Here is a 19,079-nt window from a genome sequence, read left to right as displayed (position 1 = left end):
TCGCGTCGAAGACGATGAAAAGGCATCCTCGACGTCCTGGGCCGACCTGCGCGGCACACCCACCACAAGGCGCCGCCCCTGCTCACGGGGCACGTCGGGAAATGCACCCGCTCTCCTCGCCCGTGCCGTCGCGCGCGGTGCGGGTACCCGGCCTGCCGCGGAGGCGGGCACCAGGCGCCCGGCCCGTGCAGAGGTGAGGAGGTGCGGGATGCGACTGCGGGATCACGTGGTGGTGGTGACCGGGGCGTCCAGCGGCATCGGACGGGCCACGGCGGAGGCGTTCGCCAGCAAGGGCTGCGCCGTTGTGCTGGCGGCGCGGCGTGAGGAGGCGCTGCGGACGGCGGCCGAGGAGTGTGCGAAGCACCGGCGGGCGCGGAGGCTGGTCGTGCCGACCGACGTGAGCGACGTCAAGGCGGTCGAGGACCTGGCGCGGCGCGCGGTGCGGGAGTTCGGCCGGATCGACGTCTGGGTCAACAACGCAGCGGTCAACGCCTTCGGCCGTTTCGAGGACGTGCCGCTGGAGGACTTCCGCAAGGTGCTGGACGTGAACGTCATGGGGTGCGTGTACGGCACCCGGGCGGCGCTGCCCGTGATGCGGGAGCAGGGCTCGGGCACGCTGATCAACATCTCGTCCATCGTGGGGGCCGTAGCCCAGCCCTACAGCCACCCTTACGGCATGTCCAAGCACGCCGTCCGGGCGCTCGGCTCCGGTCTGCGCCAGCAGTTGCGTGTGGAAGGCGTGAAGGGCATCGACGTCTGCACGGTGCTGCCCGCGACCATCGACACGCCGCACTTCCAGCAGGCGGCCAACTACACCGGGCACAAGGTCGTGGCCATGCCGCCCGTCTACACGCCTGAGCGCGTCGCCGACGCGGTAGTGGCGCTCGTCCGCCGCCCGCGCCGCGAGGTCGTGGTCGGCCCGGCGGGCCGCGCGCTGGTCCGTCAGGCCCGGATGGCGCCCGCGCTCTCGGAGCGGGCCATGGCCCGGCAGACCGACAGGACCCACCTGGACCACGACGAGGACGCCCCCGCCACGCACGGCGCGCTGCACGTACCGGCACCCGGCGAGGGCGCGGTGCACGGCGGCTGGGGCGGGCGACGGCGCACCGCGCTGCGCAGGGCCGCCCTGGCGACAGCGCTGGCGGGCGCGGCCGTGACCGCGGGGCGGCGGATCAAAGCGACGGGCTGACTCCCCTCCGGGGAAGAGGCCGATTTGCGCGTGCCCGGCCGGCGGAGACATCCACGCGCTTCGCCGGCCGACCGACGCCCCGGTGGTGAGCGTGTCGCCGGCCGACGAGCACCTCCTCCTCCAACACGCCGGTCAGGTTTCGGGTCCCGGTGCACGATGCTCAGGGTGCCGCCGCGGTTGCCCGTTCCTCGTCCGGAGCCACCAGCGACTGTGTGAACGGAATACGCGCCAGCGTGAGCACCCCCGCGGCGATCAGCGCGACGCCGATCAGCTGGGGCAGCAGCCACCACCCGGATCGGATGGTCTCCTCGTACAGGGTGATGCCGAGGGCGAGGCTCACCAGGGCGTCGCCCAGGGTGAGCGCGGGCTGCGAGGCGACCAGGGGGCCGGCCTGCATGGCGTTCTCCAGCAGGAACAGCGCGCACACACCGGTGGCGGCGAAGGCGTACGTCTGCCAGGCGGTGAGGAAGCCCACGAGGCCCTGATCGTCGAGGATGTGGGTGGCGGCCTTCATCAGCGCCGCGGTCACCGCGTAGCTGATCGCCGTCGCGGCACCCAGGCAGGCCGCCCGGGCCCGGCCCGCGGGCCGCCGGAGGGCCGCGACGGCGAGCGCGGCGACCGCTCCCGCGCACACGGCGAGCGCGGGAATCCAGCGGTCCAGGGCCACATGGGTGCGGTTGCCGGCGGGGGAGGCGGCCGCGAGCGCGACCGCCAGACCGGCCACCACCACCGTGACGGCCAGCCAGCCCCTCCACGGCAGGTGCCGGCGCATCAGCACGGAGGCGACGATGAGGGTGAGCGGCAGCTCCAGCACGAACAGCGGCTGCACGATGGTCAGCGGCCCGGTGGCCAGCGCCAGCGCCTGGCAGACGGCGGCGCCGATCACCGCGAGCATGCCGGCCAGCCACACCGGCCGGCGCAGCAGATCGACGATCAGCCCGGCCCGCAACCCCTGGGAGGCGGGCACGGTGAGCGCCGCCTTGCGTTGCAGCACGGTCGCGACCGCGTTGCTGAAGGCGGCGCAGACCGCGAACACGACGGGGAGCACGGTGTGCAGCGTGGCCACCTCCCGGATCGGCGGGCGTGCGAGGCCGGCGGTGCCTGCTCCTGCCATGGTCGCCGGATCCGGTCGGGGGCGCGATCGGAAACCCGACGGGCGGGGCCCTCATCCGCGAAGGTCAGCCCAGCTTCCGGAAAAGCCCCTCCTGCACCACGGACACCACGAGACGGCCCTCACGGTCGTAGATCCGGCCCCGGGCCAGGCCACGGCCGCCGACCGCGATCGGCGACTCCTGGTCGTAGAGGAGCCAGTCGTCCGCGCGGAACGGACGGTGGAACCACATGGCGTGGTCCAGCGACGCCATGTCGAAGCCGCGCGGGCCCCACAGCGGCTCGACCGGGATGCGGACGGCGTCCAGGAGGGTCATGTCGCTGGCGTAGGTGAGGGCGCAGGTGTGCACGAGCGGATCGTCGCCGAGCGGCCCGACCGCGCGCATCCACACGGCGCTGCGCGGCTCGGCGTCGCGGGCCTCCTCGACGGTCCAGCGCAGCCGGTCCACGTAGCGGATGTCGAAGGGCTGGCGGCGGGCCATCCGCTCCAGCTGTTCGGGAAGTGCGCCCAGGTGCTCGCGGATCTCGTCCGTGACGGTGGGCAGGGACTCCGGGTCCGGCACCTCGCGGGCCGGCGGCAACTGGTGCTCGAAGCTGCCCTCCTCCGGCTTGTGGAAGGAGGCGGTGAGGTTGAAGATCGTGCGGCCCTGCTGCACGGCCGTGACCCGGCGGGTGGTGAACGACCGCCCGTCGCGCACGTGCTCGACCTGGTAGACGATCGGCACGCCCGGCCGGCCCGGGCGCAGGAAGTACGCGTGCAGCGAGTGCACCGGACGGTCACCCTCGGTGGTGCGGCCGGCGGCGACCAGCGCCTGCCCCGCCACCTGACCGCCGAAGACCCGCTGCAGGGACTCCTGCGGGCTGCGGCCGCGGAAGATGTTGACCTCGATCTGCTCCAGGTCGAGCAGGTCGACGAGCCTCTCGGCCGGGTTGGACGTCATGGGTGGGATTCTCCTGTGCTCGCTGCTGCCCGGCCCGTCACAGCTGGCCGACGTCGGTGACGCGGACCACCGCGCGGCCCTCCGCGTCCGAGGCCGTGAGGTCGACTTCCGCGCTGATGCCCCAGTCGTGGTCGCCGTTCGGGTCGTGGAAGATCTGCCGGACCCGCCACAGGGCGTTCTCCGGCTCCTCCTCGATGAGCAGCAGCTTGGGGCCGCGGGCGTCGGGGCCGGTGCCGAGATCCTCGTACTCGTCCCAGTACTTGTCCATCGCCTCACCCCACGCGTCGGCGTCCCAGCCCGACTCCCCGTCCATGTCTCCCAGTTCGCCGACCTGGTCGAGTGCGGCCAGCTCCACGCGGCGGAACATGGCGTTGCGGACCAGGACACGGAAGGCGCGCGCGTTGGCGGTGACCGGCTTGACCTCGTCGGCCTTCTCCTGGGCCTCCTCGGCCGTCATCTCCGCCGGGTTGGCCAGCTGCTCCCACTCGTCCAGCAGGCTGGAGTCGACCTGGCGCACCATCTCGCCCAGCCAGGCGATCAGGTCCTGGAGGTCCTCGGACTTGAGGTCGTCCGGGACGGTGTGGTCGAGGGCCTTGAAGGCGCTGGCGAGATAGCGCAGCACGATGCCCTCGGTTCGGGCCAGCTCGTAGTGGGACACCAACTCGGTGAACGACAGCGCCCGTTCGTACATGTCGCGGATCACGGACTTCGGCGACAGCGGATGGTCGCCGACCCAGGGGTGGCTCTTGCGGTACGTGTCGTAGGCATGGAAGAGCAGCTCCTCCAGCGGCTTCGGGTACGTGATGTCCTGGAGACGCTCCATGCGCTCCTCGTACTCGACGCCGTCCGCCTTCATCAGGGCCACGGCCTCGCCCCGCGCCTTGTTCTGCTGGGCGGCGAGGATCTGCCTCGGGTCGTCGAGCGTGGACTCCACGACGGACACCATGTCGAGGGCGTACGACGGGGACTCGGGGTCGAGCAGCTCGAACGCGGCGAGCGCGAAGGTGGACAGCGGCTGGTTGAGGGCGAAGTCCTGCTGGAGATCGACCGTGAGGCGGACGATGCGGCCCTCGGCGTCCGGCTGGTCGAGCTTCTCGACGATGCCGCCGTCCAGCAGCGAGCGGTAGATCGCGATGGCCCGGCGGATGTGCCGCAACTGCTGCTTGCGCGGCTCGTGGTTGTCCTCCAGCAGCCGCCTCATCGCCTCGAAGGCGTTGCCGGGGCGGGCGATCACCGACAGCAGCATCGTGTGCGTCACACGGAAGCGGGACGTCAGCGGCTCCGGCTCGGAGCCGATGAGCTTCTCGAAGGTCTGCTCCGACCAGGCGACGAAGCCCTCGGGCGCCTTCTTGCGGACGACCTTGCGGCGCTTCTTGGGGTCGTCGCCCGCCTTGGCGAGGGCCTTCTCGTTCTCGACGACGTGCTCGGGCGCCTGCGCGACGACGAAGCCCTCCGTGTCGTACCCGGCCCGTCCGGCCCGGCCCGCGATCTGGTGGAACTCCCGGGCGCGCAGGGTGCGTACACGGGTGCCGTCGTACTTGGTGAGGGCCGTGAACAGCACGGTGCGGATGGGGACGTTGACGCCCACGCCGAGTGTGTCGGTGCCGCAGATGACCTTCAGCAGACCGGCCTGCGCGAGCTTCTCCACCAGGCGGCGGTACTTGGGCAGCATGCCGGCGTGGTGGACGCCGATGCCGTGCCGGACGTAACGGGAGAGGTTGCGGCCGAACTTGGTGGTGAAGCGGAAGTTGCCGATCAGCTCGGCGATCTGCTCCTTCTCCTCCTTCGAGCACATGTTGATGCTCATCAGGGCCTGCGCACGCTCCACGGCCTGCGCCTGCGTGAAGTGCACGATGTAGACGGGCGCCTGCCGGGCGGACAGCAGATCGGTGAGGGTCTCGGTGAGCGGCGTGTACCGGTATTCGTAGGACAGCGGCACGGGGCGGGTCGCCGAGCGGACCACCGCGGTCGGGCGACCGGTGCGGCGGGCGAGGTCCTTCTCGAAGAAGGAGACGTCGCCGAGCGTCGCCGACATCAGCACGAACTGGGCCTGCGGCAGCTCCAGGATCGGGATCTGCCAGGCCCAGCCGCGGTCGCCCTCGGCGTAGAAGTGGAACTCGTCCATCACGACCTGGCCGACATCGGCGTCCTTGCCGTCGCGCAGCGCGATCGACGCCAGCACCTCGGCGGTGCAGCAGATCACGGGAGCGTCGGCGTTGACCGACGCGTCGCCGGTCAGCATGCCGACGTTCTCGGTGCCGAAGATCTTGCACAGCTCGAAGAACTTCTCCGACACCAGGGCCTTGATCGGGGCGGTGTAGAAGGTGACCTCGTCACGGGCGAGGGCCGCGAAGTGCGCACCCGCCGCGATCATGCTCTTGCCGGAGCCGGTGGGCGTCGACACGATCACGTTGGCGCCGGAGACCACCTCGATCAGCGCCTCCTCCTGGTGGGGGTAGAGCGTGAGACCCCGCTCACCGGCCCACGACTCGAAGGCTTCGTACAGGGCGTCGGGGTCGGGGGTCCGCGGCAGCTGATCGATGAGGGTCACGCCCCCATCTTGCCCGGCCCGATGCCCGATACGGGAATCGGCTGCGGGCCCGAAGATCACGAACGCTACGCTGGGGCGCCGACGGGACGCCAGCGCGCCCGGCCAACTGGACAGCGGTACATGAGGAATGAGGCGGGCCACGGCCATGATGGGACCAGCACACTCACTGTCGGGGGCCGCCGCCTGGCTCGGCGTCGGTGCGGCCGCCGCGGCGGCCGGGCACCCGATGCCCTGGCCGGTCCTCCTCGTCGGCGCCCTGATCTGCGCCGGAGCCGCCCTCGCCCCGGACCTCGACCACAAGGCGGCCACCATCTCCCGGTCCTTCGGACCGGTGTCGCGCTGGCTGTGCGAGATCGTCGACAAGCTGTCGTACGCCGTCTACAAGGCCACCAAGAAGCAGGGCGACCCGCGCCGCTCCGGCGGGCACCGCACGCTGACGCACACCTGGCTGTGGGCGGTCCTGATCGGTGCGGGCACCTCGGTCGTGGCGATCACCAGCGACCGCTGGGGCGTGCTCGCGGTGCTCTTCGTGCACATGGTCCTGGCCATCGAGGGCCTGCTGTGGCGGGCGACGCGCGGCTCCAGCAGCGAGGTCCTGGTGTGGCTGCTGGCCGCGACCACGGCGTGGATCCTGGCGGGCATACTGGACCAGCCGGGCAACGGCGCGGACTGGCTGTTCACGGCACCGGGCCAGGAGTACCTGTGGCTGGGGCTGCCGGTGGTGCTGGGCGCGATCGTGCACGACATCGGGGACGCGCTCACCGTGTCCGGCTGCCCGATCCTGTGGCCCATCCCGGTCGGGCGCAAGCGCTGGTACCCGATCGGGCCACCGAAGGCCATGCGCTTCCGGGCCGGCAGCTGGATCGAGCTCAAGGTGCTGATGCCGGTGTTCATGCTGCTCGGCGGAGTGGGCTGCGCGGCGGCGCTCAACTTCATCTGAGGGCCCGGGACGCGCGCTCGTCCTGCATCCGAGCGCGGCCTTCGGAAGGCGCCTCAGCCGCCGCCGTAGCGCCGCTCGAACGCGGCGACCCGGCCCTCCGAGTCCACCGTGCGGGCCTTGCCCGTGTAGAAGGGGTGGCTCTCCGAGGAGATCTCCACGTCCACGACCGGGTAGGTCTCGCCGTCGTCCCACTCGATGGTCTGCTCGCTGGTCGCGGTGGACCGGGTGAGGAACGCGTATCCGGCGGCGCGGTCGCGGAAGACGACGGGGTGGTAGTCGGGGTGCTTGTCCTGCGGCATGGATGCTCCTCGAGCGACTCGGGCCGTCCTGCGATCAGCCGGACAGGGTGTCCTCGTCGACGATGTGCACGGCGGCCTCCTCGGCCGACGCGGCGGCGCCGTCGATGCCCACGTCCATGGCGACCAGCGCTTCCTCCTCGTCCTCGTGGGCGCCCTCGTCGGGTGCCACGAGCCGGCCGGAGCGCTCGGCGCCGACCTCGTTGTCCAGGAGTTCCCCGTCGGTGCCCGCGCAGTCCCCGAGGCCGTCACCGTCCGGGGCGGCGGCGTCCGGCAGTTCCTCGGAGAGCCGCTGGTCCAGCGTCTCGCCCCGCTGCCGCTCGGCCGCCGTCACCCCGAGGTGCTCGACGGCCCAGGGCCGCTCGGGAGGGGACCAGCCCCGGTCCAGGGGATCCTCGACGCCGTCGTTCTCCAGGGTGTCCTCGGCGTCGAGCAGCCCCGTGTCCTCCCTCTGCTCGTCCTGGTCCGGCTGGTAGACGTCGTCTCCCCAGCCGTCGGAGCTGTTCACGGGTACCTCCAGGGGGTGGGACGGGCCCGTTCTCACGGGACCCGTGCCGGGCCGCCGCCACGGAGCACTGACGCCGCCCGGACCACTGGTTCCCGGGCGTTCCCCGAGCCGGTGCCTGATTCCAGCCTTCCACCCCGGTTCACTACTGCGCAACGCCACGGACGTGGCCGCCCTTCGAGGAGGCGCACGCCGCCCGGCACGACGAGGTGCTCAGCCGTGCCACGACCTCCACAGCGCCGCATACGCCCCGTCCGCCGCGACCAGCTCGTCGTGGCTGCCCAGCTCGCTGATCCGGCCGTTCTCGACGACGGCGATGACGTCGGCGTCGTGGGCCGTGTGCAGCCGGTGGGCGATGGCCACGACGGTGCGGCCGTCGAGGACCCGGGCCAGAGAGCGTTCCAGGTTGCGGGCGGCGCGCGGGTCGAGCAGGGAGGTCGCCTCGTCCAGGACCAGTGTGTGCGGGTCGGCCAGCACCAGGCGGGCCAGCGCGATCTGCTGGGCCTGGGCCGGGGTGAGGGCAAGCCCGCCCGAGCCGACCTCGGTGTCCAGGCCGTCCTCCAGCGCCCGGGCCCAGCCGTCGGCGTCGACCGCGCCCAGCGCCGCCCACAGCTCGGCGTCGACCGCACCGGTCCGCGCGAGCCGCAGGTTGTCGCGCAGGGAGCCCACGAAGACATGGTGTTCCTGGTTGACCAGGGCCACGTGGGAGCGGACGTGCTCGGCGGGCATCCGGGACAGCTCGGTGCCGCCCAGGGTGATCCGGCCGTCCCGGGGCGCGTAGATCCCGGCGAGCAGCCGGCCGAGGGTGGACTTGCCCGCGCCCGACGGGCCGACCAGGGCCAGCCGGGTGCCGGGAGCCACCTCCAGGGACACCTTGCGCAGGACGTCCACGCCCTCCAGGTAGCCGAAGTGCACCCGTTCGGCGTGCACATGCCGGCCGTCGGGAGCCACGCTCGGATCCCCGGCGTCCGGTTCGATGTCCCGGACCCCGACGAGCCGGGCCAGCGACACCTGGGCCACCTGCAGCTCGTCGTACCAGCGCAGGATCATGCCCACCGGGTCGACCAGCATCTGGGCGATCAGCGCGCCGGTGGTCAGCTGTCCGACGTCGATCCACCCGTGCAGGGCGAACGCGCCGCCGATCATCAGGACCGACGCGAGTACGGTCACGTGGGTGGTGTTGATGACGGGGAAGAGCACCGACCGCAGCCAGAGCGTGTACCGCTCCCATGCCGTCCACTCCCGGATCCGGCGCTCCGACAGCGCGACGCGGCGCTCGCCCAGGCGGTGGGCCTCGACGGTGCGCCCGGCGTCCACGGTCTCGGCGAGCGCGGCGGCCACGGCGGCGTAACCGGCGGCCTCGGAACGGTAGGCCGACGGCGCTCGCCGGAAGTACCAGCGGCAGCCGACGATCAGCAGCGGCAGGGCCAGCAGCACGGCGAGCGCCAGCGGCGGTGCCGTGATCACCAGGCCGCCCATCAGCAGGACCACCCACACCACGCCGATCGACAGCTGCGGCACGGCCTCGCGCATGGCGTTGCCCAGGCGGTCGATGTCCGTCGTGATGCGCGACAGCAGGTCGCCGGTCCCGGCCCGTTCCAGCACCCCGGGCGGCAGCCCGACCGACCGGACGAGGAAGTCCTCGCGCAGGTCGGCCAGCATCCGCTCACCCAGCATCGCGCCGCGCAGCCGCACCTGCCGGACGAACACGGCCTGGACGGCCAGCGCGGCCACGAAGAGCCCGGCCGTGAGCTCCAGCCGCAGGTTCTCCACCCCGTCGGACACCCGTTCCACCAGGCCGCCCAGCAGCCAGGGACCGGCCATCGAGGCGATCACGGCCGCGGTGTTGACGGCGACCAGCAACAGGAACGCCCGCCGGTGCCGGCGCAGCAGTTCGGCCACGTAGCCGCGGACGGTCTCGGGGGCGCCGACCGGCAGGGTGTTCGCCGTCGTCGGGGCCGCCGGGTCGTACGCCGGTGGCGCGACGCCGATCATGCCTTCTCCTCGATCTCTTCCAGTTCCTGCAGTACGTCCTTCAGGGCGACGGAGCCGTTCAACGCGGCCTCGTCGTCCGCCGTCTCACGGGTGACCACCGCCCGGTAGCGCGGCTCGGTGCTCACCAGCTCACGGTGGGCGCCGACCGCCACGGCCTCCCCACCGTGCAGGAACACCACCCGGTCGGCGCGGTCCAGCAGCAGCGGGGAGGAGGTGAACACCACGGTCGTGCGCCCCGCGCGCAACTCCCGCACGCCCTGCGCGATCCGCGCCTCGGTGTGCGAGTCGACGGCCGAGGTCGGCTCGTCCAGGACGAGCGCCTCGGGGTCCGTGACCAGCGACCGGGCGAGCGCGAGCCGCTGCCGCTGGCCGCCGGACAGGGACCGGCCGCGTTCGGTGATCCGGGCGTCCATCGGGTCGGCCGCGTCCACCGAGCCCTGCACCAAAGCCGCCAGCACGTCGTCGCACTGCGCGGCGGCCAGCGCCTCCCGCGGTGCCACCGCACCCGACGCCGGTACGTCGAGCAGCTCGCGCAGCGTGCCGGACAGCAGCACCGGGTCCTTGTCCTGGACGAGGACGGCCGTACGGGCGCTGTCCAGCGGGAGTTCGTCGAGCGGCACCCCGCCCAGCAGCACCGAGGTGCCCTCGTGGGTCGGGTGCCCGCCCAGTCGTTCCGCCAGCAGGCCCGCCGCGTCCGGGTCGCCGCACACCACGGCCGTGAGCCGGCCGGCGGGCGCGAGCAGCCCGGTCTGCGGGTCGTACAGATCGCCCGAGGGGACCTCGGGCGCGCGTGATCCGGCCGTGTCCGTGGGCCGCTGGAGGGACAGCACTCCCGCGGCCCGTTTGGCGGAGGGCCGGGAGAAGGAGTACGCCATGGCGATCTCCTCGAAGTGCCGCAGCGGATACGTCAGCACCATGACCGAGCTGTATACGGTGACCAGTTCGCCGACGGTGATCCGGCCCTCGCGCGCCAGCCCCACGCCGTACCAGACGACGGCGATGAGCAGCAGCCCGGGCAGCAGGACCTGGATCGCGGAGATCAGGGACCACATCCGGGCGCTGCGCACGGCAGCGTGCCGGACCTCCTGCGAGGCGCTGCGGTAGCGGTCGAGGAACAGCTCCTCGCCGCCGATGCCGCGCAGCACCCGCAGGCCGGCGACGGTGTCGGAGGCCAGTTCGGTGGCGCGTCCGGCCTTCTCGCGCTGGGTGTCGGCGCGCCGGGTGGCGCGGGGCAGCAGCGGGAGCACGGCGAGCGCCAGCGCGGGCAGTCCCACGGCGACGACCACGCCGAGCGCGGGCTGGTAGACGAGCAGGCCGGCGCAGACCAGCACGACGGTGACCACGGCCGCGGTGAAGCGAGACAGGGCCTCGACGAACCAGCCGATCTTCTCGACGTCACCCGTCGACACCGCCACCACTTCACCGGCCGCCACGCGCCGGGTCAGCGCCGAACCCAGATGGGCGGTCTTACGGGCGAGCAGTTGCTGGACGCGCGCGGCCGCGGTGATCCAGTTGGTGATCGCGGTGCGGTGCAGAAAGGTGTCACCGACGGCGTTGCCGACGCAGGCCAGGGCCAGCAGGCCGCCCGCCAGGGCGAGCCGGGTGCCGGAGCGGTCGACGACGGCCTGCACGGCGACCCCGACACAGAACGGCAGGGCGGCGACGGAGGCGAAGTGCAGCAGCCCCCAGCTCAACGACTTGAGCTGACCGCCCAGCTGGTTCCGGAAGAGCCACCACAGGAATCGGGGACCCGAACGCGCGTCCGGCACGCCCGGGTCGGGGTACGGAAGGTCTTGAATCTGCATGACGTCCCAGTGGCTCGTGTCAGGGGGGCGGGGTCCGGCCGAAGGCAGCAAACCGTGACAGGTTCGCCCTGCCGCGTGGTGGCGGGCAACAGGTTTTCCGCCCACCGAACGGAACCGGCCGACAGTCGCGTGCGCTCGGCCGGCGGCGGGCCGGCACCCCTCGCGCACCGACTGTCAGGGCCTCAGCCCGTCGCCCGGAACGCGGTGCGACCATGGAGCGATGCACAGTGGTGGCGTACGACGAGCGGTGGCCGCGACGGCGGTCCTCGCCTCTTTCCTGACGGCTCTGTCCGCCTGCGGCGGCGCGGAGGGCAGTGGGGGGACGGAAGCCGCGCGCCCGGCGGCCCGCACCCACGCGGCCACGGCCGCCCCGACGCGCATCCCCGGCGTCGGCGACCGGCTCCAGCGGCGGATCCCGGCCGGCTCCCGCCAGGTCGTCGCGGTCTACGGCGACGGGAAGGACTCCGCCGGCTCCACGGTCGTGCTGTACACCAAGCACGGCTCGACCTGGCAGCGGGAGCGCGGCTGGGCCGGGCACAACGGCAAGAAGGGCTGGACCACCGACCACCACGAGGACGACGACCGCAGCCCCGTCGGCGTGTTCACCCTCAGCGACGCGGGCGGCGTGCTGCCGGACCCGGGCTCCGGACTGCCGTACACCCGCTCCGCCGCCTTCGCGGCCCCGCGCTGGTGGGCCAAGTCGCACTGGCACGACTTCGACTACGTCATCGCCATCGACTACAACCGCGTCAAAGGCACCCCGCCGAACGACCAGACCCGCCCCGAGGGTGAGAAGAAGGGCGGCGGGATCTGGCTGCACATGGACCACGGCAGCGGCACGTCGGCCTGTGTCAGCGTGCCCGAGCGGGCGATGAGGTACCTGCTGCGCACGCTCGACCCGCGACAGCGTCCCGTGGTGGTGATGGGGGACAGGGCGGACCTGGCGGCCTAGGCCTCATTGCGCGGGTGGCCGACTCCCCGTAGAACACCGCCCATGAAGAGACGGATCGTCATGTCCATGCTTGCCGGAGCGACCCTTCTGGCGGGCACCCTCCTCGGCACCGCTCCCGCCGGCGCGGAGGACCTCCCGGCACGGGCGGCCGGCGTCCCCGCCGAGTTCGGCACCGACTGGCACGACCCGGTCACGGCCGCGCCGCCCGTCGCGAAGCCCGCCGGAAAGTCCTGCGAAGTCACCCTCGCGCAGGCGCGGTTCCGGGACTTCACCCCCTACCGCGGCACCTACACCCCGCCCGGCGGCTGTGGCGACCGCTGGAGCAAGGTGGTGCTGCGGCTGGACGGCAAGGTCAAGGGGCGCCAGTACGACCGGCTCGGCTACCTCCGCGTCGGCGGCGTCGAGATCTTCCGGACGTCCACCCCGCAGCCCTCACCCGACGGCATCGAGTGGTCCGTGGAGAAGGACGTCACGCGCTACGGCGACACCTTCCGCAGGAGCCGGGACGTCGAGATGCTCATCGGCAACGTCGTCGACGACACCTACACGGGTGTCCTCGACGTCAAGGTCACGCTGACGTTCTACCGGGGCCGCCCCGATCCGAAGAGCCCCGACCGGGTCCTCACCCTCGACGGCGGCTCGGCCCTCACCACCCCGCGCAACAGCGAGCGCATCCTCGCCGAGGTGTACGCGACCGGGTCCGGCGGCGGCTGCGAGGAGTATTGGTACCTGACGGTGCCCGATCCGGCGCCGTACTCCTGCAAGGCCGGTCAAGGCCCCTACCGGGAGGTGCAGATCAGGGTCGACGGCCGGCTCGCCGGCATCGCCACGCCGTTCCCGACGGTGTGGACCGGAGGCTGGTCCAACCCGTTCCTCTGGTACGTGATCCCGGGTCCGCGCGCCTTCGACATCAAGCCGATCACCTACGACCTCACCCCCTTCGCCGGGATCCTCAACGACGGCCGCCCGCACCGCGTCGAGGTCTCGGTGGTCGGCGTACCGGAGGGGCAGAGCGGCTGGAGCACGCCCGTGAACGTCCTCGTCTGGCAGGACGAGCAGCGTGAGCGGGTCACCGGGAAACTCACCGCGCACAGGGCGGGAGACCTCTCCGACTCGTCGGTGTACACGCCGGGTTCGGAGCACCGGGTGGTCACCGAGGGGGCCCACCGGCTGACCGTCGCCGGCTACCTCGACACGTCGCACGGCCGCGTCAGGACCACCGTCAGCCGCTCGCTGACCGGTACCTCCGCGCACCGCTGGACCGACGGCGAGACGCGTGACGCTCTCGAAGCCACCTGGACCGACGACGAGTCGGTGACCGTCGGCGCACGCACCACGCGCACTCACCGCACTTACACGATGGACGGCACGACCACCCTCGGCACGGGCGACCGCCTGCGCACGGTCATGACGCTCGGCGACCGCGCCACGGTCGTGGGGATCAACGGCGGGCGGCGCACGGCGTGGTCACGGCTCGACGACTCGTACACGGGCGACGCGACCTACACGGCGAACGTACCGCGCGACCAGCGCCACGCGGTCGGCACCACGAGTGAGCGCTATCGGCTGTACGGCTCGCGCGGGTGCTACGACCGCACCGTGAGCACCGTGCAGGGGGTGCTCACGGAGGACCGGAGCCGTTGCTGAGGCGACACCCCCGGGTGCGTGTGACGTGTATCACTCACGACGTTTTACTTGGCTGAAACGTTGCGGTCTTGTGCGCGATCAAGACAGCCTTCAGGGTGTCGGAAGTGGAATCCCCGTTCCGCATCACAGAAGTCCCCTCCGGCTTCTCTGTGTCCCGTCCCCCTAGGAGGCTTCGTGCCGCCGTCCGTACCGTCCCTCCCGCGACGCGTCGCACGCACCCTGCGCACCTCGCTTTTCGCGCAGGTTTCCTGCGCACTCGTCCTCGGAATCGTCGTCGGAAAGCTGTGGCCGGACACGGCCACGGCTCTCCAGCCGCTCGGCGACGGTTTCACGCGGCTCATCAAGACGGTGATCTCGCCGCTGGTGTTCTGCGTGGTCGTCGTCGGCATCGCCAAGGCCGGTGACCTGAAGGCCTTTGGCCGGATCGGGGTGAAGGCCCTCATCTGGTTCGAGATCGCCTCGACGGCCGCCCTGGTCATCGGTCTCGTCGCCGCCAACGTCGTCGGCCCGGGCAAGGGCATGAACGTCGACCCCTCCTCGCTGAACACCGCGGCGGTCGACGAGACGACGGGCGGTGGCCATCTGCCCACCACGGCCGAGTTCGTGCTGAACGCGCTTCCGCAGAGTTTCGTCGGCGCCTTCGCCGAGAACGAGCTGCTCCAAGTCCTCATCCTGGCCTGCCTGGTGGGTGCCGCGCTGTTGCACCTCGGGCATACGAAGGTGCCGAAGATCCTGCCCGCGATCGAGCAGGCCCAGGAGATCATCTTCGCGGTGGTCGGCTTCATCATGCGGCTGGCCCCGATCGCGGTGTTCGGCGCGATGGCCCACCTGGTCGGCAACTACGGCCTGGGCGTGATGAGGACGTACGCCAAGCTCATCGTGCTCTGCTACGTGGCCGCGGCGCTGTTCGACGCGCTGCTCGCCGTCGCCCTGAAGGCCGTCACCGGGCTCAGCCTCTGGAAGTTCCTGCGCTACATCCGCGAGGAGATGCTGCTCGCGCTCGGCACCGCGTCCACCGAGTCGGTGATGCCCCGCGTCATGCAGAAGCTGCGCCGGGCCGGCGCCCGCGACGACGCCGTGGGGCTGGTGCTCCCCACCGGCTACTCCTTCAACCTCGACGGCGCCTCGCTGTACCTGTCCATCGGCACGCTGTTCATCGCCCAGGCGGTGGGTGTGGACCTCAGTCTCGGTCAGCAGATCACCGTCGTCCTGGTGCTGATGCTGACCAGCAAGGGCATGGCGGGCATTCCGGGTTCGGCGTTCCTCGCGCTGTCCGCGACCGCCTCGTCCCTCGGGGCGATCCCCGCCGGGGCCGTCGCGCTGCTGCTCGGTGTGGACCGCATCATGGACTCGATGCGCGTCGTCACGAACCTGCTCGGCAACTGTGTCGCCGTCTTCGCGGTGTCCCGCTGGGAGGGGGCGCTGGACACCGCTCAGGCGAAGCGGACGCTGGACGGGGAGGACACCCCGGCGCCGGACGACGCCGGGAAGGACGCCGCCGCGCCGGTCGGTACCCAGAAGGGCGCCGGTGCCGAGGCCGACATCGGGGCACCGGTGCCGGACATCCCGGCCCAGAAGGCCGGGGACCTCAAGGAGCCCGCTCCCGAGGCCGGTTGACCGCAACGGCAACGGGCCGCGCCACCGCACGGGCAGGACGAGCGGCGGCGCGGCCCGCTGCCGTGCTCCCGCCGGTCGGCTTGGCGGTGAAGGCGCCCCTGCCGTACTGCTGCCGGTCCGCTGTGCCGCGAATGCGCCCCCTGCCGTGCTCCCGCCGGTCGGCTGTGCCGCGAATGCCCGCTGCCGTGCTCCCGCCGGTCGGCTGTGCCGCGAATGCCCGCTGCCGTGCTCCCGCCGGTCGGCTGTGCCGTGCCGGTGATCGCTGTCTTGGTTCCGGCCCGTCAGCAGGACTGCGCCGGCGCCCCGTCGATCAACGTGTCCAGCAACCCTCCGAGCGCTTGACGCTGATCCTCCGTCAGCGGAGCGAGGATCTCCTCCGCGGCCGACCTGCGCGCCGCCCGCAGCTCGCGCAGCGCGCCCCGCCCGTCGTCCGTCAGCTCGATGCGGATCACCCGTCGGTTCGCCGGGTCCGGGACCCGCCGCACCTTGCCGCTCGCCTCCAGGCCGTCGACGAGCGTCGTCACGGCCCGCGGCACGACCTCGAGGCGCTCGGCCAGGTCGGCCATGCGCGGCGGCGAGCCCCAGTGCGCCAGCGTGCGCAGCAGCCGGGACTGGGCCGGGGTGATGCCGAGCTCGCGGTGCTCCAGATGGCGCTTCTGGATGCGATGCACCCGGCGGGTGAGCCGCAGCAGCTGCTCGGCGAGCAGGCCGTCGGGATCGGGCGTGGTCATGCGGGAACATTATCAGGATGCTGTTCATTGTGAGTACAGGTAACAATGAGCTGTGATCCGATCCGCCGCATACCTCGTAGGAGCCCATGCATCCCGACCGTGAAGCCTCCTGGACCCCGCCGGCCGACTCCAAGGAGCAGCCCCGGCAGGTCCGCCGCATCCTCGGCCTCTTCCGCCCCTACCGGGGCCGTCTCGCGATCGTCGGCCTGCTGGTCGGCGCCGCGTCCCTGGTCTCGGTCGCCACGCCCTTCCTGCTGAAGGAGATCCTGGACGTCGCGATCCCCGAGGGGCGTACGGGCCTACTCAGCCTGCTCGCCCTCGGCATGATCCTCAGCGCCGTCCTCACCAGCGTCTTCGGGGTCCTGCAGACCCTGATCTCCACGACGGTCGGCCAGCGCGTCATGCACGATCTGCGTACCGCCGTCTACGGCCGGCTCCAGCGCATGTCCCTGGCCTTCTTCACCCGCACCCGCACGGGCGAGGTGCAGTCCCGCATCGCCAACGACATCGGCGGCATGCAGGCCACCGTCACCTCCACCGCGACCTCCCTGGTCTCCAACGTCACCAGCGTGGTCGCCACGATCGTCGCGATGATCGCCCTCGACTGGCGCCTGACGGTCGTCTCGCTGCTGCTGCTTCCGGTGTTCGTGTGGATCAGCCGCCGTGTCGGCAACGAACGCCGGAAGATCACCACCCAGCGTCAGAAGCAGATGGCCGCCATGGCCGCCACCGTCACCGAGTCGCTCTCCGTCAGCGGCATCCTGCTCGGCCGCACGATGGGCCGCTCCGACTCGCTGACCAAGTCCTTCGCCGACGAGTCCGAGGAGCTCGTCGACCTGGAGGTGCGGTCGAACATGGCCGGCCGGTGGCGCATGGCCGTCATCACGATCGTCATGGCCGCCCTGCCCGCCGTCATCTACTGGACCGCCGGCATGGCCCTGCAGCTGGGCGGCCCCGCGGTCTCCATCGGCACGATCGTCGCCTTCGTCTCGCTCCAGCAGGGCCTGTTCCGCCCGGCCGTGAGCCTGCTGTCGACCGGGGTGCAGATCCAGACCTCGCTCGCGCTCTTCCAGCGCATCTTCGAATACCTCGACCTGCCGATCGACATCACCGAGCGGCCCGACCCGGTCCGTCTCGACCGGATCAAGGGCGAGGTCCGCTTCGAGAACGTCTCCTTCGGCTACGACGACAAGGGCGGCCCGGTTCTCGAGGGGATCGACCTCACCGTCCCGGCCGGTGGCAGTCTCGCCGTCGTCGGCCCCACCGGTGCCGGCAAGTCCACCCTCGGCTACCTCGTGCCCCGGCTCTACGACGTCACCGGCGGCCGCGTCACCCTCGACGGCACCGACGTCCGCGACCTCGACTTCGACACCCTGGCGCGCGCGGTCGGTGTCGTCTCGCAGGAGACGTACCTCTTCCACGCCTCGGTCGCCGAGAACCTGCGCTTCGCCAAGCCCGACGCCACCGACGAAGAGCTCCACCAAGCGGCGAAGGCGGCGCAGATCCACGACCACATCGTGGCCCTGCCCGACGGCTACGACACCGTCGTCGGCGAGCGCGGCCACCGCTTCTCCGGCGGTGAGAAGCAGCGACTGGCCATCGCCCGCACCATCCTGCGCGACCCGCCGGTCCTCATCCTCGACGAGGCCACCAGCGCGCTGGACACCCGGACCGAGGCGGCCGTCCAGGACGCCATCGACGCCCTGTCGGCCAACCGCACCACCCTCACCATCGCCCACCGGCTCTCGACCGTGCGGGGGGCCGACCAGATCGTGGTCCTCGACGCGGGCCGCGCGGTCGAACGCGGTACGCACGAGGACCTCATGGACGAGGGCGGCCGGTACGCGGCACTCGTACGCCGGGATGCCCAACTGGAGCCGACAAGATGAAAATATGCCGGGTTTGTGACGATATGCGGGTTACCGTGCCCGCATGGAGACGAACACTCCGCCACGGAGCACGATTCGACTGACGCGCCGGGGACGCATCGCCCTCGTCGCGACCGGAGCCGTCGTGGTCGGTACCGCCGTGGCGGTGCCGCTGCTGACCCTGGAGACCGGGACCGAGGAGGAGAGCCGGCCCATGACCCTGACCATCCCGGAGGGCCGGCGCGCGAGCCAGGTCTACGCGGCCGTCGACAAGGCCCTCGCCCTGCCTGCCGGCAGTACCGGAAAGTCCCTGGACAAGGCCGCGCTGAAATTGCCCAACGACGCCGAGGGCAATCCGGAGGGCTACCTCTTCCCGGCCACCTATCCGCTCCAGGAGAAGACCACTCCGGACCAGCTCCTCGCGCTCATGGTCGACACCGCGAACAAGAAGTTCAACGGTGCGCCCATCGCCGCCGGGGCGCAGCGCAACGCCATGAACGTGTATCAGGCCGTCACCATCGCGAGCATCGTCCAGGCCGAGGCCGCCACCAGGGCCGACATGGGCAAGGTGGCCCGGGTCATCTTCAACCGCCTCGAACGCGGTATGCCCCTGCAGATGGACTCCACCATCAACTACGCCCTCAACCGCTCCGCCCTTCGTACGACCGAGAGCGACACCCGGATCGAGAGCCCCTACAACTCGTACCAGCGCATGGGCCTGCCGCCCACGCCGATCGGCAGCCCGGGCGAGGAGGCGATGCGGGCGGCCGTCAACCCGACCGCGGGCGACTGGCTGTACTTCGTCACCGTCCGCCCGGGCGACACCCGGTTCACCGCGGACTACCGGCAACACCAGCGCAACGTCGCGGAGTTCAACGCACAGATCAAGAAGAGCGGGGCCCGGGCGGCCGGGTGACAGCCTGGCGGCCCCG

At 71.7% G+C, this 19,079-nt stretch carries 15 protein-coding genes; 7 read left to right on the top strand and 8 right to left on the bottom strand.

Annotated elements, in window-relative coordinates; all coding sequences use genetic code 11:
• The first annotated feature begins 208 nt into the window (after window positions 1-208).
• Window positions 209-1,189, top strand: a complete 981-nt coding sequence (locus ABTX60_RS24350; RefSeq protein ID WP_352099120.1) for an SDR family oxidoreductase — start codon at window positions 209-211, stop codon at window positions 1,187-1,189.
• A 160-nt stretch (window positions 1,190-1,349) separates the two neighbouring features.
• On the opposite strand, the gene ABTX60_RS24345 is transcribed toward ABTX60_RS24350, so the two are convergent.
• From ABTX60_RS24345 to ABTX60_RS24335, 3 genes are all read right to left on the bottom strand, one after another.
• Window positions 1,350-2,303: a DMT family transporter gene (locus tag ABTX60_RS24345; RefSeq protein WP_502992378.1), complete on the bottom strand. Its 954-nt coding sequence runs from the start codon at window positions 2,301-2,303 to the stop codon at window positions 1,350-1,352.
• A gap of 64 nt (window positions 2,304-2,367) precedes the next feature.
• Window positions 2,368-3,240: an acyl-CoA thioesterase gene (locus tag ABTX60_RS24340; RefSeq protein ID WP_352099119.1), complete on the bottom strand. Its 873-nt coding sequence runs from the start codon at window positions 3,238-3,240 to the stop codon at window positions 2,368-2,370.
• Between the two features lie 37 nt (window positions 3,241-3,277).
• Window positions 3,278-5,791 (bottom strand): DEAD/DEAH box helicase, encoded by a 2,514-nt coding sequence (locus tag ABTX60_RS24335; protein WP_352099118.1) that lies wholly within the window; start codon window positions 5,789-5,791, stop codon window positions 3,278-3,280.
• Window positions 5,792-5,936: 145 nt separating this feature from the next.
• On the opposite strand from ABTX60_RS24335, the gene ABTX60_RS24330 reads away from it, so the two are divergent.
• Window positions 5,937-6,731 (top strand): metal-dependent hydrolase, encoded by a 795-nt coding sequence (locus ABTX60_RS24330; RefSeq protein WP_352099117.1) that lies wholly within the window; start codon window positions 5,937-5,939, stop codon window positions 6,729-6,731.
• A 53-nt stretch (window positions 6,732-6,784) separates the two neighbouring features.
• Here ABTX60_RS24330 and ABTX60_RS24325 read toward each other — a convergent pair whose 3' ends face one another.
• The 4 genes from ABTX60_RS24325 to ABTX60_RS24310 all read right to left on the bottom strand — a co-directional run bounded on the left by ABTX60_RS24325 (window position 6,785) and on the right by ABTX60_RS24310 (window position 11,332).
• Window positions 6,785-7,030, bottom strand: coding sequence for a type B 50S ribosomal protein L31 (locus ABTX60_RS24325; RefSeq protein ID WP_352099116.1), 246 nt, complete (start codon window positions 7,028-7,030; stop codon window positions 6,785-6,787).
• A gap of 34 nt (window positions 7,031-7,064) precedes the next feature.
• Window positions 7,065-7,535, bottom strand: coding sequence for a DUF5709 domain-containing protein (locus ABTX60_RS24320; RefSeq protein ID WP_352099115.1), 471 nt, complete (start codon window positions 7,533-7,535; stop codon window positions 7,065-7,067).
• A gap of 210 nt (window positions 7,536-7,745) precedes the next feature.
• Window positions 7,746-9,527 (bottom strand): ABC transporter ATP-binding protein, encoded by a 1,782-nt coding sequence (locus tag ABTX60_RS24315; protein WP_352099114.1) that lies wholly within the window; start codon window positions 9,525-9,527, stop codon window positions 7,746-7,748.
• Complete coding sequence (locus tag ABTX60_RS24310) at window positions 9,524-11,332, bottom strand: ABC transporter transmembrane domain-containing protein (RefSeq protein WP_352099113.1); 1,809 nt, start codon at window positions 11,330-11,332, stop codon at window positions 9,524-9,526. The genes ABTX60_RS24315 and ABTX60_RS24310 overlap by 4 nt, the downstream gene beginning before the upstream one ends.
• A gap of 220 nt (window positions 11,333-11,552) precedes the next feature.
• Between ABTX60_RS24310 and ABTX60_RS24305 the strand changes: the two genes are divergently transcribed.
• The 3 genes from ABTX60_RS24305 (at window position 11,553) to ABTX60_RS24295 (ending at window position 15,548) form a co-directional block, all read left to right on the top strand.
• Window positions 11,553-12,284 (top strand): hypothetical protein, encoded by a 732-nt coding sequence (locus ABTX60_RS24305; RefSeq protein ID WP_352099112.1) that lies wholly within the window; start codon window positions 11,553-11,555, stop codon window positions 12,282-12,284.
• A 42-nt stretch (window positions 12,285-12,326) separates the two neighbouring features.
• Window positions 12,327-13,931: a peptide-N4-asparagine amidase gene (locus ABTX60_RS24300; RefSeq protein ID WP_352099111.1), complete on the top strand. Its 1,605-nt coding sequence runs from the start codon at window positions 12,327-12,329 to the stop codon at window positions 13,929-13,931.
• Between the two features lie 174 nt (window positions 13,932-14,105).
• Window positions 14,106-15,548 (top strand): cation:dicarboxylate symporter family transporter, encoded by a 1,443-nt coding sequence (locus ABTX60_RS24295; protein ID WP_352099110.1) that lies wholly within the window; start codon window positions 14,106-14,108, stop codon window positions 15,546-15,548.
• A 281-nt stretch (window positions 15,549-15,829) separates the two neighbouring features.
• Here ABTX60_RS24295 and ABTX60_RS24290 read toward each other — a convergent pair whose 3' ends face one another.
• Window positions 15,830-16,279 (bottom strand): MarR family winged helix-turn-helix transcriptional regulator, encoded by a 450-nt coding sequence (locus ABTX60_RS24290; protein WP_352099109.1) that lies wholly within the window; start codon window positions 16,277-16,279, stop codon window positions 15,830-15,832.
• An 86-nt stretch (window positions 16,280-16,365) separates the two neighbouring features.
• Between ABTX60_RS24290 and ABTX60_RS24285 the strand changes: the two genes are divergently transcribed.
• Both ABTX60_RS24285 and mltG read left to right on the top strand, forming a co-directional pair.
• Window positions 16,366-18,168 carry an ABC transporter ATP-binding protein gene (locus ABTX60_RS24285; protein ID WP_352099108.1) on the top strand — a complete coding sequence of 601 codons (1,803 nt, stop codon included), beginning with the start codon at window positions 16,366-16,368 and terminating at the stop codon, window positions 18,166-18,168.
• Between the two features lie 43 nt (window positions 18,169-18,211).
• The gene (gene mltG / locus ABTX60_RS24280) at window positions 18,212-19,063 is read left to right on the top strand and encodes an endolytic transglycosylase MltG (protein ID WP_352099107.1); all 852 of its coding nucleotides are present in this window, start codon (window positions 18,212-18,214) and stop codon (window positions 19,061-19,063) included.
• Window positions 19,064-19,079: the final 16 nt, after the last annotated feature.

It is taken from the genome of Streptomyces sp. NPDC126510, from assembly GCF_040302345.1.
In the GTDB taxonomy this organism is placed as follows: domain Bacteria; phylum Actinomycetota; class Actinomycetes; order Streptomycetales; family Streptomycetaceae; genus Streptomyces.
This window is presented reverse-complemented; position numbering and strand designations above follow the sequence as displayed.